The 17,138-nt window shown below is 48.3% G+C and carries 17 protein-coding genes and 1 pseudogene; 3 read left to right on the top strand and 15 right to left on the bottom strand.

Translation table 11 applies throughout. The features are described from left to right. Nucleotides 1-111: 111 nt before the first annotated feature. The 7 genes from queA to C7R92_RS04375 all read right to left on the bottom strand — a co-directional run bounded on the left by queA (nt 112) and on the right by C7R92_RS04375 (nt 5,979). Nucleotides 112-1,140, bottom strand: a complete 1,029-nt coding sequence (gene queA / locus C7R92_RS04405; RefSeq protein WP_106833373.1) for a tRNA preQ1(34) S-adenosylmethionine ribosyltransferase-isomerase QueA — start codon at nt 1,138-1,140, stop codon at nt 112-114. Between the two features lie 43 nt (nt 1,141-1,183). Then, on the bottom strand, nt 1,184-3,118 hold the full coding sequence (locus tag C7R92_RS04400) for a SpoIID/LytB domain-containing protein (RefSeq protein ID WP_106833372.1): 1,935 nt from the start codon (nt 3,116-3,118) through the stop codon (nt 1,184-1,186). A gap of 173 nt (nt 3,119-3,291) precedes the next feature. Next, nucleotides 3,292-3,510 (bottom strand): DUF2905 domain-containing protein, encoded by a 219-nt coding sequence (locus C7R92_RS04395; protein WP_012685583.1) that lies wholly within the window; start codon nt 3,508-3,510, stop codon nt 3,292-3,294. After that, on the bottom strand, nt 3,507-4,505 hold the full coding sequence (ruvB, locus tag C7R92_RS04390; RefSeq protein ID WP_012685582.1) for a Holliday junction branch migration DNA helicase RuvB: 999 nt from the start codon (nt 4,503-4,505) through the stop codon (nt 3,507-3,509). Before ruvB ends, C7R92_RS04395 begins: the two co-directional genes overlap by 4 nt. 4 nt (nt 4,506-4,509) lie before the next feature. After that, nucleotides 4,510-5,127, bottom strand: a complete 618-nt coding sequence (gene ruvA / locus C7R92_RS04385) for a Holliday junction branch migration protein RuvA (RefSeq protein ID WP_012685581.1) — start codon at nt 5,125-5,127, stop codon at nt 4,510-4,512. Then, the gene (gene ruvC / locus C7R92_RS04380) at nt 5,124-5,624 is read right to left on the bottom strand and encodes a crossover junction endodeoxyribonuclease RuvC (protein WP_017247564.1); all 501 of its coding nucleotides are present in this window, start codon (nt 5,622-5,624) and stop codon (nt 5,124-5,126) included. Before ruvC ends, ruvA begins: the two co-directional genes overlap by 4 nt. A 163-nt stretch (nt 5,625-5,787) precedes the next feature. Further along, nucleotides 5,788-5,979 (bottom strand): hypothetical protein, encoded by a 192-nt coding sequence (locus C7R92_RS04375; protein ID WP_017247563.1) that lies wholly within the window; start codon nt 5,977-5,979, stop codon nt 5,788-5,790. Between the two features lie 129 nt (nt 5,980-6,108). Between C7R92_RS04375 and C7R92_RS04370 the strand changes: the two genes are divergently transcribed. Further along, nucleotides 6,109-7,197: a hypothetical protein gene (locus C7R92_RS04370; protein ID WP_106833371.1), complete on the top strand. Its 1,089-nt coding sequence runs from the start codon at nt 6,109-6,111 to the stop codon at nt 7,195-7,197. A gap of 86 nt (nt 7,198-7,283) precedes the next feature. On the opposite strand, the gene C7R92_RS04365 is transcribed toward C7R92_RS04370, so the two are convergent. Further along, nucleotides 7,284-7,856: a BofC C-terminal domain-containing protein gene (locus tag C7R92_RS04365; protein ID WP_106833370.1), complete on the bottom strand. Its 573-nt coding sequence runs from the start codon at nt 7,854-7,856 to the stop codon at nt 7,284-7,286. Nucleotides 7,857-8,073: 217 nt separating this feature from the next. Here C7R92_RS04365 and C7R92_RS04360 point away from each other — a divergent pair, with 217 nt between their 5' ends. Continuing rightward, nucleotides 8,074-10,062, top strand: a complete 1,989-nt coding sequence (locus C7R92_RS04360; protein WP_106833369.1) for a bifunctional 2',3'-cyclic-nucleotide 2'-phosphodiesterase/3'-nucleotidase — start codon at nt 8,074-8,076, stop codon at nt 10,060-10,062. Between the two features lie 55 nt (nt 10,063-10,117). On the opposite strand, the gene C7R92_RS04355 is transcribed toward C7R92_RS04360, so the two are convergent. Beyond that, on the bottom strand, nt 10,118-11,146 hold the full coding sequence (locus tag C7R92_RS04355) for a phosphotransferase (protein WP_069850516.1): 1,029 nt from the start codon (nt 11,144-11,146) through the stop codon (nt 10,118-10,120). 183 nt (nt 11,147-11,329) lie between these two features. Next, on the bottom strand, nt 11,330-12,034 hold the full coding sequence (locus C7R92_RS32690) for a hypothetical protein (protein ID WP_244195645.1): 705 nt from the start codon (nt 12,032-12,034) through the stop codon (nt 11,330-11,332). Between the two features lie 147 nt (nt 12,035-12,181). Between C7R92_RS32690 and C7R92_RS32685 the strand changes: the two genes are divergently transcribed. Then, nucleotides 12,182-12,598, top strand: coding sequence for a hypothetical protein (locus C7R92_RS32685; protein ID WP_244195644.1), 417 nt, complete (start codon nt 12,182-12,184; stop codon nt 12,596-12,598). Nucleotides 12,599-12,723: 125 nt separating this feature from the next. Here the strand turns inward: C7R92_RS32685 and C7R92_RS32680 are convergent. From C7R92_RS32680 to C7R92_RS04330, 5 genes and pseudogenes are all read right to left on the bottom strand, one after another. Next, nucleotides 12,724-12,777, bottom strand: a pseudogene (locus C7R92_RS32680) (LysM peptidoglycan-binding domain-containing protein); the annotation flags it as partial. Between the two features lie 149 nt (nt 12,778-12,926). Continuing rightward, nucleotides 12,927-13,790 (bottom strand): prephenate dehydratase, encoded by an 864-nt coding sequence (gene pheA / locus C7R92_RS04345; protein WP_017247555.1) that lies wholly within the window; start codon nt 13,788-13,790, stop codon nt 12,927-12,929. Nucleotides 13,791-13,812: 22 nt separating this feature from the next. Continuing rightward, on the bottom strand, nt 13,813-14,742 hold the full coding sequence (gene thrB, locus C7R92_RS04340) for a homoserine kinase (RefSeq protein WP_106833368.1): 930 nt from the start codon (nt 14,740-14,742) through the stop codon (nt 13,813-13,815). Then, entirely contained in the window at nt 14,739-15,821 is a 1,083-nt protein-coding gene (thrC, locus tag C7R92_RS04335; RefSeq protein ID WP_106833367.1) for a threonine synthase, read from the bottom strand. Before thrC ends, thrB begins: the two co-directional genes overlap by 4 nt. Next, nucleotides 15,821-17,122, bottom strand: coding sequence for a homoserine dehydrogenase (locus C7R92_RS04330; RefSeq protein WP_106833366.1), 1,302 nt, complete (start codon nt 17,120-17,122; stop codon nt 15,821-15,823). The genes thrC and C7R92_RS04330 overlap by 1 nt, the downstream gene beginning before the upstream one ends. Nucleotides 17,123-17,138: the final 16 nt, after the last annotated feature.

Raw genomic sequence — 17,138 nt, 5'->3', positions numbered from 1 at the left:
GCACTCCTCAAGCTATGTATGTAAGTCTTACCTATTATAGAAAAACTTCTGGATGAAGTAAACCCACCTGACTAATAAGTATACACTTATACAGGTGGGTTGTTCACATTTTTATAAAATGAACATCGCATCGCCAAAACTGAAGAAGCGATACTCCTCTTCCACAGCCGTTTTGTAGGCACGCATCACATTCTCTTTTCCAGCCAAAGCACTCACTAACATAACAAGCGTAGACTTCGGCAAGTGGAAATTCGTCAGGAGCCCGTCCAGAATGGAAAACGTGTAGCCCGGATAAATGAAAATATCCGTCCAACCAGAGGTTGCTACCAGCTTTCCTCCATTCGCGCGCCCTACTGTCTCCAATGTGCGGCATGATGTCGTCCCGACAGCGATTACTCTTCTACCTTCTGCTTTTGCCTGATTCACCAGCTTTACTGTTTCCTCGGAAATCTCATAGTACTCCGCGTGCATGACATGCTCTTCCACGGAATCGGCTGATACAGGGCGAAAAGTCCCAAGTCCCACATGCAGGGTCACGTAAGCCAGCTGTACGCCTTTGGCAGCGATTTGCTCCAAGTACGGCTTCGTGAAATGGAGGCCGGCTGTCGGAGCTGCTGCCGAGCCGCGCTCCTTCGCATAGACTGTCTGGTAACGCTCACTGTCCTCCAGTTGTGCGTGAATATACGGAGGCAAAGGCATCGAGCCTAATTGGTCGAGAATCTCATAAAAGATACCCTCGTACAAAAAGCGCACGATTCGTCCACCCGTCTCTGTCACGTCTTCACATACACAACGCAATAGACCGTTACCAAAAACCACTTCTGTCCCCGGCTTCATCCGCTTCCCGGGCTTCACCAGCGTCTCCCAGCGATCATCCCCCAGTGATTTCAACAAAAGGATTTCTATTTTTGCACCAGTCTCCGCCTTTTCTCCAATCAATCTGGCAGGTAAAACGCGGCTGTCATTCATGACGAGTACATCCCCTGCCTGGAGGTGATCGATTAAATTGGTAAATTGCTGATGAACGATATTACCTGTTTGTTTCTCTAATACGAGCAATCTCGATGATGTTCGGTCTTCTAACGGGTGCTGGGCAATCAAATGCTCCGGCAAATCAAAATCAAATTGTTGCACGTCCACGAAATCGTTACTCCTTTTTGCGGTAGATCTTGTGGCAAACGACTTACTTTTCGATTGTCACATCCTGGTAGTAGTGTTGCAAGATATCTTTGTAGTCATACCCTTCCTCTGCCATCGCACGAGCTCCGTATTGCGAAACACCAAGTCCGTGCCCAAAGCCAGTACCACGGAAGATGAATTGCGAACCATTGATCATTTCTACTTCAAACTTCGTGCTGCGCAGAGAGGAGCCACCTTGTTGAAAAACAGAACGGAAAGCATCCGGTGAAGAAACGACGATCGGCGTCCCATTTGCTTCCATCGCGATCACACGTCCAGATGGACCGCGTTCTGTCACTTTCAGGCTCGTTACGTTCCCTGAAATGCGTGGAGCTTTGTTCTTGTCATGCGCGGCATTGATCATGGCTGCAACCTCTGTAGAGGTAAACGGACCACGCGTCCACGAATACGCATTTTCTTCTTTTACTTCTGAGAGGATTGTTACTTCTGCGCCAGTAGGGAGTACAGACAACACACGATAAGTTGTTGTGCTTGGACCTGAGCGCAAATTGGTATTCTCGGTCGAAATGACCGCTATTCTTTGTCCCTCTGAATTACTCTGGCCTGTTTCGGTGACCAGATCATTTCTTAGATAGCCGAGCGATCCATCTGCTAAAGCCACGCGATACCATACGCTTGCATTGTCCATTGGATATGTGTCTTTACTCTCGACAGATCGCAAATAAGGAACTGGATTGCCCCATACTTCTGTGCCGTCCGCCGTCATACCGCCCGCATTGGAATAGAAGAGCGACTCAGCTGGTTTGCCTTGGTAGTAAATGATTTCGCCTTCTGTCTCGTCGACGGCCTCGCGTACATCATCAGACTCTTTTGTATAGCCATAATACGCCTGCTCGAAAACCGTATCGGACACATTGGCAACTCCATACTTATTGCCTTGCCACACAGCACGAGTTCTCGACAGGACCGCCTGTGTTTTCAAAGCTTCCACCGGCCAGCCTGGAGCCATCTCAGAGCCAACGACTCCATACAGATACTCTTCCATTGGAAGCTCATTTACTAGCGTCAAGTGACCATTGTATTCCGACAGCTCCATCTCGCCGCGATATGTGCGCTGCTCTCGTTCTACAACGCCAATCACCGATTCATCGCCTGCTTTATTCGCTTCAACTGTCAGCTTTGCTTGAGGGGAGAATACATATTTCCAAATCACTTCATCTGATGATCCGTATACATCCTGCTTCAATATAACATAAGATTGGCTGGCAGGCTCCTGATAGGAGAAAGAAGGAAATGCGGCGTTTGCTCTTCGTTTCAATTCTTTCACAGCATCAGGACTAACCTCATCTCCGATCCAAACCGCATATTTGACTTTATCCCCATCTGATACCATCACGGGATAAGCAGGAATACCGGCTGCTTCAAATGACGCTTGCCATTCTTGCGCTTCCTTTAAACTCTTGAATTTACCCGCTTCGAGTCGATGCGGACCTTTTACCAGCGGATTCTGCCCGATTGCTTGGGCAACCGTTTTTGCCTGATTGGCTGCAGCCTGATACGTGTCATACGTTCCGCTTACGACCTGATAGACGGTCTGACTGTTACGTTTTGTCACCTGGATTGAGCCCTCGTATTTTCGTTGGCTCATTTGCTGTGCAATCTGCTGTGCGCGATTCCAGTCACCTGTTTCGGCAACGATCAAATGATATTCATCAACCCGGTAACGAGCTGCATCTCCCTTTAATTCGGGTAAATCTGTCTTGCCCTCGGGTCCATTGAGCACGACTCCCATTCCATTTTCAGAAGTTAGCGTAACGGAAGGAACTACTCCCCGATAGCCTTGTCCTGTATCCACAAATAGCGCAACTCTGATATTGTCGCCGGCAGCCTGCGCTGGTACTTGTCCTCCTACGAGAACTACTGATAGCAGGCCCACCGAAAGGACTTTCCCCATCCATTTCTTTCTCATGTCGTCCATTGTCCTTTCTCCACCTGATTTTGTCTAAGCTTGATTTCGTCAAAAATTGGCATGTCTTCCCATGTTTTTCGACAATCGCAGGCTGATCTCCTGCCTTTTTCGTAAAATGGGACCAAACACCCGCATGCAAAAAGACCACCGGAACAATGAGCTCCGATGGCCTTCACACTTGCCTATTTAAACAGCCGGAATAAATACATGCCAAGAGACAGGACGATGCTAATCACAATACAAGTCACAATCGGAAAGTAGAACTTGACGTTTTCCTTTTCTACCACGATATCTCCCGGCAAGCGTCCTAGTGGCAAAAATCTGCCACCTACCTGCCACAAAAGACCGATTACGATTAAAGCAGCACCACCAATAATAAGTAGCTTGGCTACAGGATTCACGATTTCATCTCCCGACCAAAGTGTTGGTACGCACTCGGGGTGAGTACACGCCCCCGCGGCGTCCGCTGCATAAAGCCGATCTGCATGAGATATGGCTCGCAAACATCTTCCACCGTTTGTGACTCTTCTCCAATTGTTGCTGCAATCGTATCCAACCCAACCGGTCCACCGTCAAAGCGATCAATAATCGCTAGCAACAGTTTATGGTCGATATGATCGAGACCACAGGCATCCACTTGCAATCTTTCCAGCGCTTCTTTGGCAATCTCTGTCGTAATGACGCCTTCACCTTTTACTTGGGCAAAATCGCGAACCCGCTTCAGCAAACGGTTTGCCACCCGGGGTGTTCCACGCGAACGTCTGGCAATCTCCTCTGCCCCGCCTTCTCGAATGACGACCTGCAAGATGTCGGCTGCCCTCGAAACGATAAAGGTCAGTTCCGGAACTGTATAAAACTCCAGGCGATTTACAACCCCAAAGCGATCTCGAAGCGGCGCGGACAGCATTCCAGCTCGCGTCGTGGCCCCGACCAGTGTAAATGGCGGCAAATCCAAACGAACACTGCGAGCACTTGGCCCCTTACCGATAATGATGTCCAGCGCAAAATCCTCCATAGCCGGATACAAAACTTCCTCGACGCTTCGGTTGAGCCTGTGAATCTCGTCGATAAACAGGACGTCGCCTTCTTGCAAATTTGTCAAAATCGCCGCCAAATCACCCGGACGCTCAATAGCCGGACCTGACGTCGTGCGGATGTTCACGCCAAGCTCATTTGCGATAATTTGCGACAAGGTCGTCTTCCCTAGACCAGGCGGACCGTACAGCAGTACGTGATCCAATGACTCTTTTCGCATTTTCGCTGCTTCAATAAAAATTTTCAGGTTTTCCTTTACGTGCTGTTGACCGATGTATTCGTTTAAATAGCGAGGACGGAGGCTCAGCTCCGCCGCATCTTCTTCCCAATTCATATGCGTCGTGATGATCCGAGAATCCAAAATCCTACCCCCTCATGAGCAACGCAAGCCCTTGTTTGATGAGCTTTTCTACACCATCGCCCTCTTTTGATTTCTCAGACAGCGTGTTTCTGATTTTTTGCAGTTCACCATCAGAGTAACCCAGTGCGGTCAATGCATCGAGCGCTTCGTTCAGTGCAGACACAGCTTGCTCGCCTGCTGTCAAATCACCCGCTGCAACAGTCAAAATCGCAGATGGTGTGTATCCTACCAATTTATCCTTCAAATCGAGGATAATGCGCTGGGCAGTCTTTTTCCCAATCCCCGGAAATTTCGTCAAATAGGTAACATTCTCCTGTTGAACCGCCATCACCAACTGCTCAGGCGTCGCTGCAGCCAGAATGGCCAATCCGCCCTTTGGCCCGATTCCGCTAACATCAAGCAGTTTGCGGAACAAATCGCGTTCGTCACGGGTAGCGAAGCCGTACAGCAGAATGGCATCTTCCCGCACATGGTGGTGGGTAAACAATTTGGTTTTGTTGCCTTCATACCGAACGAATTGGTACGGGTTTGGGCAAAACAGTCGATAACCGATTCCGCCCGTTTCGATAACTATGTATTCCGAATCGAGATAACTAAGTGTACCTTCTACAAAATCAATCATTTCTTAACCCCTTCCGAAATGGAAATGAACGCGCGAAACTGTGCGTGCGTAATCGCAATACCCAATGCGTCCGCCACGTCGTCAGGCTTTGGTACTTCTTTTAACCGCAATAGGAGCTTCGTCATTTCCTGAATTTGTTTCTTCTCTGCTCCCCCGTAGCCAGTCACGGCTTGCTTGACCTGCATCGGGGTATATTCATAGACCGGCACACCAGCCAGCTCTGCCGCAAGCAAAATAACCCCTCGCGCTTGACCAACTGTAAAAGCCGTCGTCACATTTTTATTAAAGAAAAGTTTTTCGACGGACATTTCATCGGGACGATATGTTTCCAGAAGGCTCTGCATTGCCTCAAAAATCTGTTTCAATCTAAGCGGTACTGACAATCCTGCTTCTGTCTGAATGCTTCCATATTGGACGGGACGCAATTGGCTGCCCTCTTTATCCACAACCCCGAAGCCAACAATCGCAATACCAGGGTCAATTCCTAAAATGCGCATAGTCCACTCTCCGTGAGCAAAGATTCTACTCTCTACTGTAACACAAAGCATCCAGAAAGCGAACGTGTATTTCCATTTTATATCCGAGTTCAAAAAGTCGACTTTTTGAACTCGGATATAAAAAACCCGCTCCCTATAAAAGGAACGGGTTATACGGTGTCTGTTAGTGTTTGTTCATTCCGAGTGAATCCGACACATCATGCTGCAAGTGGGCATATTCGTCTACGCCACTTTGCATGTGCTCTTTGATCTTGTTGATCTGTTGGTAATTGAGCTTGTTGTGCCCCTGGTTCAACTGAACGTACAAACGCTGATGGAACTGGTCTTTGTAGCTACCTCTAGGCATGGTAGACATGGTCTAAAGACTCCTCCTTCGATCACCGTATGAAATCAGTATGGCGTAAACGCAAGGGCGTTATGATACCAAGATTTACGCAACATGAGCCAGACATTTAATTGAAACGATAAGCAGTGGAGGTGTTGATTGTTGCGAAGCAAAGTCCTTATTTTTTGTATATGCCTTTTCGTAATCGCACTGTCAATGCCACACTCTGCATTTGCCAAGGTCAAGAATGACATCACGGTCACCGTTTCAGTATCACCTGAGTCCTCTTTCCAAACGACCATGTCCTTCCGTGATCAAAAGCAATTTACGAAGCGGCTATTAGGCTCTACTACCGAAGTCGCCTCCTACAACCCACACTGGATACGAGCTACACTGACCGTAAAAAAACGAACGTATGTATATGATCACGATGGACAGCTTTATGAAAAAGAAATGCCCCGCCGTTATGTTTTGGCAAACGATGTTCGCCAGCGGATCGAAGAAATGGTTAAGTCCGTTGAGGCAGTCCATTTTGCACATGCCATACCCTGGGAACAGGTAAAAAAAACGTTGAAACGGATGGAATTCGGTACCGTGATTGATTTAGAGACAGGACAACGTTTTGATGTCCAGCGCAGAGCAGGCAGTCGCCATGCCGATGTCCAACCGTTGACACGCAAGGATACACAGATCATGAAGAACATTTATCAGGGAAAATGGTCGTGGAAGCGCAGAGCCATTCTGGTAGAGGTAGACGGTACTTATTTTGCAGCATCCATGCACGGAATGCCTCACGGCGCTGGCGCGATTAAAGGAAATGAATTCCCGGGGCATTTTTGCATCCACTTTTTCGGCAGCTCCACCCATCGACGCACAGAGCCCGATCCTAGTCACAGCATGATGATTCTAAAAGCCTCCGGAGCACTTGCGACTACAATAAAAGGGGCGTCTCCAGAAGAGCTGGTCGGTTTTTTCCTCACCGCGTTGCATGAGCACGACACCCATGCAATGCGAATGACAACGGACGGATTCTCACTTCCTGAAGGGCTGTCCGCGATCGAATCTGTGCGAACGTCAGAAATCGTCATCCCGTCAGACGAACGTGGCCCCCTCTTGATAGAGGTTCCTGTTCGGCTCACGTACATCGCCCGGGAAGGCGGTAATTTTCGACGAACATGGAAATTTCTTTTGCGCCGCGAAGTCCCGGGGGAACGCTGGCGAATCATTGCGGTTGAACTGAATCCATAGCAATTGAAACAAAAATCCCTTTCCAGTCCAATACGTGCTTGTTACACGAAAGGCTCGAAAGGGATTTCTTTTAGGTCCACCCATTTTCATTGGCCACTCCATTGGTATTCGCCATAGGTGGACAATACACTGTTATACTCTGCCAGATTCCGAATGCGAATCCCCCGTTTCAGATTCTCCCATTCCTCTTTTGGCAGACTCGCTTCCATTTTTGCCGTATCGATTCGATAAAAGGTCTGTACGACATCTTGTTCAGCAGGCAGACCATGAAACAGGGCAAGCATGCCGTCTGACGCTATTCCGATATGTCCATTCTCCTTGCACGCTGGCGCTATATCCTGCTCGCGTTTCATTAAGATCATCTTGACAGGTTCTGCTCGTACAATTTCCCATCCATTATAGTTGCCCATGACGTCTGCCAGTTGATTGGTACGAACTGCCACATGTTCTTCGTCTCGCACCCCACACAAATAATGGCGAGCTAAAACCAGTTCGTACGATGTCCCCGCGACTACATCTGCTTTGCCTGAATGGTTCAGTAAACGAGCAAGACCCGAATCGTTTCCTTCCTTTCCTACTAACAGGATACCGATTACGACGCCAGTGGCTAATGCTGCACCCCATGTCGCGTAAACCACCCACTGTTTTTTCTCTGTCACATAGAACCCCTTCTTTTATATAGGCTTTTCTTCCTATCATTACCACAAAGAAAGTGGGGCATACGCGACCTATGGCGGATTGACGTTATATTTTTTTATTTTTGTCAATACAAAAAATTAATATACTATTTCATCTAGCTATCTATCCAGCGTCCTATTCTAATGATAAACTATTTTTGCTTGGCATTATTGTAAACTTATGGAGGTCATTTCAAACATGAAAAAAACGAACAAAAAAATGCTGACTGCTTTCCTCCTCAGCACTTCTTTGGTTGTTGGCGCTCTCTCTTTTCCTCTTACTCCTGTAAGCGCACAAACAGATTCTGTCCTGAAGCTCCGCCTGTTGGAAACGACAGATATCCACACCAACATCGTTAACTATGACTACTATCAAGACAAAAACACAGACGAGTTTGGCCTCGCAAAAACAGCGACATTGGTCAAAAAAGCAAGAGAAGAAGCGAAAAACAGCATCCTGATCGACAACGGTGACTTGTTGCAAGGAAACCCATTGGGCGACTACGTGGCAAAAATCGACCCGTTGAAAGCTGGAGACACTCACCCTGCTTACAAAGCAATGAACCTGATGGACTATGATGTTGCCAATATCGGTAACCACGAGTTCAACTTTGGTTTGGAGTTCTTGGATACCAGCTTGAAGGGTGCAAAATTCCCTTACATAAACTCCAACGTGTATGTAGACGACAAGGACAAAAACCCTGACAATGACAAAAACATGTACACTCCTTACGAAATCCTGGAGCGCACATTTAAAGATGAGAACGGCAAAGATGTAAAACTCAAAGTAGGCGTAATCGGTTTTGTTCCACCACAAATTATGCAATGGGACAAGGCTAACCTGGAAGGAAAAGTAATCGCGAAAGACATCGTGGAAACTGCCAACAAATTCGTACCTGAAATGAAGAAAAAAGGTGCAGACATCATCATCGCGGTTCCTCACTCCGGAATTGGCCCTACCGAGGGTGGTCCTCAATTGGAGAATGCTAGCTACCAGCTGAGCAAAGTAGAGGGTATCGACGCGATCCTGTTCGGACACTCCCACTCCGTATTCCCTGGTCCTGGATTCGATAAAATTCCAGGCATTGATGCAGAAAAAGGAACGATCAATGGTAAACCAGCCGTTATGCCTGGCTTCTGGGGTAACCACCTCGGCGTGATCGACCTGACGCTGAAACAAGAAAATGGAAAATGGAAAGTGGCTGAGTCCGCTACCAAAGTAGTTCCAATCTATGACAAAGCGAACAAAGCATCCTTGGCTGATGCAGACAAAACTATCGTAGATGCAGTAAAAGAAGATCACGATAAAACAGTTGAATGGGTTCGTTCTGCTGTAGGGAAAACATCTTCCCCGATCTTCAGCTACTTTGCACTTGTGCAAGATGATCCATCTATCCAAATCGTAACCAATGCACAAAAATGGTTCGTTGAGAAAAACGTGAAGGGTACAGAATACGAAGGCATTCCAGTTCTGTCTGCTGGTGCACCATTTAAAGCAGGCGGCCGTAACGGGGTAAGCTACTACTCCAATATCCCAGCTGGTACAATCGCCATCAAAAACGTATCTGACCTGTACATCTACCCGAACACATTGAAAGCGGTTCTGGTCGATGGAGCTACGGTGAAAGAATGGTTGGAGCGTTCCGCTGGACAGTTCAACCAAATCGATCTGAAGAAAACGGATGAGCAACCACTCATCAACGAGTCTTTCCCAACGTACAACTTTGATGTAATCGACGGTGTTACTTATCAAATCGATGTTACACAGCCATCCAAATACGCTGTAGATGGAAAAGTAGCAAGCAAAGATGCAAACCGCATCAAAAACCTGTCTTTTAATGGCAAACCAGTAAAACCTGAAGACAAATTCATCGTCGTAACCAACAACTACCGTGCAAGCGGCGGCGGTGCGTTCCCAGGTCTGGATGGCAAAAACATCGTAATCGATTCTCCAGATGAAAACCGTCAAATCGTAATCGACTACATCCTTAACCAAAAAAATATCGACCCAGCAGCAGACAACAACTGGTCTTTTGCTCCAGTAAATGCGAAGCTGAACGTTACATTCACTTCTTCTCCTGACGCGAAACCATTCGCTGAAAAATTGTCCAATATCAAGTTCATCAACGTATTGGAAACTGGGTTTGCGAAATTCTCTATTGATCTGTCCAAGCCTGCTTCCAAATAAGCTTGTCACCAACACAAACATCCCTCTTTCGAGAGGGATGTTTTGTTTTATCCGACTATCCGACAAAATGGTAATGCCCCCATGGAGAGTGCTGGAAAATTCGTTCTCCATCGTTTAAAAAACGTTGGCGATTCGCCATCACTTTGCCTTCCATTTGGATCAGCTGCATGACGCCCTTCATGTGGTAGCCTGGGCGCTGACTATACAAGCCCGTTACCTCCCGCAAGAAATTATCCGGATAGCGAAGCAATTGATGAACAGCCCATATCTGGGTATCAGATAAATAGTTGATGTTACTATAGGCTTCCATCGCTTCCACAAAGGAATCCATGCGGTAGTCTTGCATCAACAGCATTCGCGACATTAATTGTACAAGGTCAACAAGCTGAAGATCATGACCTACTGTATCAAGGTCAATCAAATAACAATTGCCTCGCTCCGTAAGCAGAAAGTTATGACTCGCCACGTCTCTGTGCGCGAGTGTCCCCCTCTCCATGGCTAAAAACATTTCTGGCGTCAAAGGCAGCTTGTAGGCAGATTGCAGCAGTTCCTTGCCATCTCGAAGAACGTGATCTGCCTGGTGCGAAATGAGTTGCTCCAGTTTGCTCTGGGGTCCTTTCTGTTCAATCGACCACATCAACCGCTCAAAGTATTCCAAGCGGCTCTCCCATTTATCTAAAAGAGCCGGTTTTCCTTCATACGCATACGTATGAGCAATAGGAAAACCCTGAGCTGCAACATGAAAACGGGCCAATGTTTCTGCTGTTTTTTTGACATCGAAAAGAGAAGCGTTATCTGCTTCATGCCCATCAATCATTTTCATGATGGTGTAATGACGGTCTTCAAATGCAAAAATTTTGGACCCTTCATGATTCTCCACATACTGCACAGTATGATGAAAGCCCTTCTCATGTAGTGCATCCGCTAACTCTGTCACCCACACAGCTTTTTCGACCTGCTTATATCCTTTGAGTATCCAGTGGCCCCTGTCTGTTTTTAACAGGTTGACGTTTCGCTTCGGCTTCACACCGTAGATTTGACAGCGAAAAGCCTTTTCAATGGTGGATAAGATTCCTTTGTTCATCCCATACCCTCTCAGTAAGAAGAGGAATCTTCATGCCCATCTCCCCAGTTCGGCCAAACCCCTTGTTCAGGCATGGTAGCCATACACGGGGAAGGCGGGAACATCATGTTATTGTGAATCTCCTGTGGAGAACGATTGTACTTGCCTTTTCGGCCTTTGTACTCCCGGACTTCAGAAGAACACTCACATGATGATGACTCCACTGGTTCCGGGCACACAGGCTTTTTCGCTCGTGGCCGCTTTAATGGCATGGGTGGAAATAGTGGTGGGCATGGATAAGGAAACGGCGGCATCGGTCTGATCGGTGGTGGGACAATTGGAAATGGATTGATTGGTCGCATTTGTTCTGGACTCACAATCGGTCGTCGATTTGGATAAAACGGGCCAATCCACTGGTTCCCGAACGGTGGGCAAGGCGGAAATGGCGGGCATGGTGGCATGAACTGCGGTGGGAATGGCGGGAACGGACGCACCTGTGGCATTGGCCTGCGCTGTGGCATTGGCCTGCGCTCTTGCTCTGGGCTTACCTTCGTCGATGGCTTCAGCTTCTGTTGCGGGCTCACTTTTGAAGGTGGCTTGAGCTGCTGTTGTGGGCTCACCTTTGAAGGCGGCTTCATCGGCCGCAACGGACTCACCCGTGATGGTGGATAGTTTGGCTGCATCGGTTGCAATGGACTTACCTGCGGTGGTGGATAATTTGGCTGCATCGGTTGCAACGGACTTACCCGTGGTGGGTAGTTTGGCTGCATCGGTTGCAACGGACTTACCCGTGGTGGTGGATAATTTGGCTGCATCGGTTGCAACGGACTTACCCGTGGTGGTGGATAGTTTGGCTGCATCGGTTGCAATGGACTTACCCGTGGCGGTGGATAATTTGGCTGTGGGCAAGGTGGGCATGCATATGCTGGCGGTCTTGTAGGCTGTAATGGCAAGACCTGAGTTGGTGGTCTATATGGAATGCTAGGCACATTTTGATTCGGTGGAATCGCTGGTGGATAAATATACGGACTCACTCCGGTTGGAGGTGGAGTCGGTATGAGTGGACGTATAGGAACAGGCGGTACCGGCGGCAGCATATTTGGCTTGCCTGAAATGTTCGGTGGTTTATACGGTGTTGGCTTCTCGATTGGTTTTTCGATTGGCTTTTCAATCGGCTCCGTTGGTTTTGGAATAGGCTGTGTTGGTGGTGGAGGTGGTAATGTAGGTGGTGCTGTTGGCCTGACAACCTCTGGTGAAACAGAAGGGACTGGTGGTCTTGGCATTTCTTTGGGTGGCCTTGGCATCTCCTTGGGTGGCCTCGTAGGAATGGGAGCTGGCAGTGGAGTAGGCCTGATCTCCTCCCTTGATTCGATTTGTACCTCTCCTGATTCTTCTGGCTCAATTGGCCGCCTTTCGATTTGTTGCGGTACCTCCATCTCTTCCTCTTCCGTAATCGGTCTTTCTTTCACATAAGGGGCCGCCTCACTCATTGGATGGGGGGGCGTCGTTCTTTGCTGTGGCCGGACAGGAACTTGTTTCGCCGGAATCTTGATTCTCGCTCCAGGATAAATTGTATCGGGAGTTTTTAATTGACTATTAAGGCGTAACAGTTCTTTGTAATCGACTCCATATCTTTTGGCGATCTTCCACATCGTATCGCCTTTTTGGACGATGTGTATTCTCAATGTTTTTCTCCTCCCTTGCACCAAACTCCCTAACATCGTATGCAGCCATGGGCGTTTTGCTCCTTGACGCCACTCCTTTGTTGGGAGGGAGCCAGAAAAAGAAAAAACCAATCCCTCTAGGAATTGGTCTGATGCATATAAAATGGATACGTCCCGAGCTGACGAACTTGACAACCAATGGCTTCAATCTCCGCAAACGCTCCTGGCAACAAGACGTCGTCCATCTTCTGCTCAATGTCGATGACAAAATAATAGCTTCCGAGTGCCCTCTTCGTCGGACGTGATTCGATGCGAGACAAGTTGACCTTTCTCCAAGCAAAAGCAGCCAGCACTTGATACAATGCTCCTGGGAAATCTTCCGGCAGGGTGACCAGAATCGTCGTCTTTTCCTTGCGGGAAACCGGCAGATCAAGACTTTCCAGACCAACGAGAACAAAACGCGTGTAGTTATTCGAATAATCTTGAATTTGTTCACGCGCAAACTCCAATGGATAAATCTCTACATTCAATCGAGTACCAACAGCAGCCCACGGCTCTTCTGGATGCTCACTCACCATTTTGGCTGCCAATGCCGTACTGTTTACCGTTTCGATCGCTGCTTCCGGCAAATTCTCACGCAAAAAGTTGTGGCTTTGTGCAATCGCTTGAGGATGTGACAACACTCTCGTAATCGCTGACAAAGGCAATGGGTGCTCTCTTTTTGCCACCAGCAAGTTTTGCGTAATCGGTAGTGCGAGCTCCGCCAGAATGGGCAAATCTACTTCGTGAATGAGCCAATCCAGTGTAGAATTGACTGTTCCTTCAATGGAGTTTTCCATCGGTACGACACCATATGCCACTTCCTTTTTGGAAACAGCGTCTAGTACTTCAATAATACTTGGGTACGGAACGAAAGATAACTTTTGTCCGAGCGACAATATCCTCGCTGCTTCTTCGGTAAACGTTCCACGCGGTCCTAGAAAAGCAAGTTTCTTCTCCATGGCTACTCCTATCCACTATGGTCTATCTCTGATGGATTTCTACCTGTACGCCATTTTCGTCCGGTTGCAAGATCATCACGCGGTACGAGATGTCGTGCCCTTTCATCACTCTGTCCACAAATGCACGCAGCTTCTCTAATTCTTCATCCGAAGAGAAAAAACAGAGGATCGTCGGTCCCGCGCCGCTTAAAGCAGCCCCCAGTGCCCCGTGTTCAGTCGCTTTGTCCAGGATTTCGTTCAAGCCAGGTACAAGCTTTGCTCGATACGGCTGATGCAACCGATCCGACATTGCCCGTCCCATCAGGTCGAGTCTGCCTTGTGCCAGTGCAGCAACTAGCAAACTACTATGACCCACATTATATACAACATCCTCTTTGCTGTACACCTGTGGCAAGACGTTCCGCGCTTTTTCTGTCGAGAGCATGAAGTCTGGGATCACGACGAGTGTTTGCAATCCCGCCGGAGCAGAAAACCGCACATATGGAATGGGGTCTCCTGGTACTTCAGGCATCGTCGCAACAATGATACCGCCAAACATCGAAGCTCCCGCATTATCCGGATGCCCTTCTAGGCGTGTTGCCTTTTCAAACAATTGCTCACGAGTAAATGGTTCGCCAGCGAGATGGTTGGCCGCTACAAGTGCACCTACAATCGCAGCTGCACTACTCCCCAATCCCCTCGTCAGGGGAGCATCACTGGAAGCACGAATCGCCAGCTCAGGAATGGCGAGACCTGCTTCTTGAAACAATCCTGCCGCAACCTTGTACAGGAGATTGTTTTTGTCCGTCGGTGTTCCTTGCAGCTCCTTGCCCATCATCTCTACTGTCGTATGATCACTGATTTCCATTTCTACGAAAGAATACAACTGGAAAGCCATTCCCAGCGCATCGAATCCCGGTCCCAGATTCGCTGTTGTTGCTGGTATGGTTACTTTTACACGTTGTCCATTCATGATACAAATTCTCTCCCACTTTGACGAACCAGCTCCATCACAGCTTCATGTGTCGCCGGAACAGAACGCGGCTCTTCACCTACCAGCTTCAAAGCGATATTTGGATCTTTTAGTCCGTTTCCAGTCAGTACACACACGATCTGGCTGCCGGGTTGAAGCCTTCCCGCCTCATGCAGCTTGATAATGCCAGCCAGCGATGCTGCCGAGGCAGGCTCACAAAACACACCTTCACTCTTCGCCAGCAAATGATAGGCATGCAAAATTTCTTCGTCCGTTACACTATCGATAAGACCGCTTGATTTCGAAATGGCATTCAAAGCGCCATCCTTGCTCGCCGGGTTACCAATGCGAATGGCTGTCGCAATCGTTTCAGGGTTGGCTACTGGTTTGCCATGAACCAACGGCGCTGCTCCCGCTGCCTGAAATCCGTACATCTTAGGCAAGCGGCTCGATTTTTTGGCTGCGAAATATTCCTCGAAGCCTTTCCAATATGCTGTAATGTTTCCTGCGTTGCCAACTGGGATGGCCAAAATGTCAGGTGCGTCCGTCAGCGCATCGCACACTTCAAACGCCGCGGTCTTTTGTCCCTCGATCCGGTAAGGGTTCACGGAATTCACCAGTGTAATCGGCTCTTTCGCTGTGATTTCGCGAACGATATCCAGCGCTTCATCAAAATTACCGTCAATCGCGATGACTTCTGCACCATAGGCGATAGCCTGAGCCAACTTGCCTAACGCGATATTGCCGTTCGGGATCAGAACGATGCAACGCAATCCTGACCGTGCCGCATACGCCGCAGCTGCTGCTGATGTATTTCCCGTCGAAGCGCACATGATTGTGTTGCTTCCCTCTTCTACCGCTTTGGCTACAGCCATGACCATGCCTCTATCTTTGAAAGAGCCAGTCGGATTGAGCCCCTCGTACTTGACGTACAGCTCCACCCCCAATTGTTTGGAAAGATTCGGAGCATGGATTAGGGGTGTGTTTCCTTCATGCAAGCTGACCAGCGGAGTTTTTTCTGTGATCGGGAGAAATTCCCGGTAACGTGCCAAGATGCCAGACTGTCGATCAAAAGCCATTATTTGTCTCCCCCTTCTACACGGTAGCAGCTCTGCACAGTTGATACGATATCCATCTGCTCCATGTAAGCCAGTACCGCATCCATGTCACTTTTTGAGGACAGGTGTGTAATCATGATAATCTCCGCTTCACGTCCGTTGTTGAACGGTTGCTGGATGACCTGCTCAAGGGAAATATTTTTGTCTGCCAATAGCTGCGTAATTTGAGCAAGAACACCGCGTTTATCTGCAACTACGATGCGCAGGAAGTATTTAGAGAATTTTTCGCTGTCTTCTTTCAATACTTTTTCTTTGTAGGGAGCAACCATTCCGCGTCCATTCACTCCTAGCTTTCTGTTTTTGACGACAGTGACCAGGTCAGACACAACGGCGGTAGCAGTCGGCAATTCACCTGCGCCCGGCCCGTAAAACATGGTTTCTCCTACCGCTTCCCCATGTACGTACACGGCATTAAAGACACCATTTACGGAAGCGAGTGGATGGGATTTTGGAACCAGAGTCGGCTGCACACTTACCTCAATCGCCTCTTCGTCACGACGAGCCAGGCCGAGCAGCTTGATTTCGTAGCCCAGTTGTTTGCCATAAGCGATATCTTCCTTGCTCACGGAGCTGATCCCTTTTACGTCTACATCTTCGAGCTTCATCGGTACACGGAAGCCCAGCGTTGCCAGAATCGCCATTTTGCGGGCTGCATCAAAGCCCTCCACATCGGAGGTTGGGTCCTGCTCCGCGTAGCCCAGTGCTTGCGCTTCTTTCAATACCTCACTATATTCTGCGCCCTCTTGACTCATTTTGGTCATGATGTAATTGGTCGTCCCGTTGACAATCCCCATCATTTTCGCGATACGGTCTGAGGAAAACCCCTCTACTAGCGCACGCAAAATTGGTATTCCACCAGCCACGCTTGCCTCGTAGAAAACGTCACATCCCTTTTCTTGCGCCTTCTCTAAAATTTCGGCTCCGTGCAACGCCATCAGATCCTTGTTGGCTGTTACTACGTGCTTGCCTCGTTCGAGTGCACCCAAAATGTACTCTTTTGCAGGGTGAATGCCACCAATTACTTCTACGATGACTTCAATTTCTGGATCATCCAAAAGACTAGCAGGATCTGTGGTCAGCGCGCCCTCCATGGATGAAATATTGCGAGATTTTTCCGCATCCTGAACAAGAATACGGGAAACCTCAATACTGAGGCCGGTTTGCTTTTGCAAATCCTCCTGATGCGCTTGAATGATGCGTACTACACCAGTCCCTACTGTTCCAAAACCCATTAATCCCAATTTAATGCTCTGCTTCTCCATGTCTCTCTCCCCTGCC

The sequence above is a fragment of the Brevibacillus porteri genome, from assembly GCF_003013475.1.
GTDB classification, from domain to species: Bacteria; Bacillota; Bacilli; order Brevibacillales; family Brevibacillaceae; genus Brevibacillus; species Brevibacillus porteri.
The sequence above is the reverse complement of the archived record's forward strand: the minus strand, read 5'-3'. Positions and strand labels throughout refer to the sequence as shown.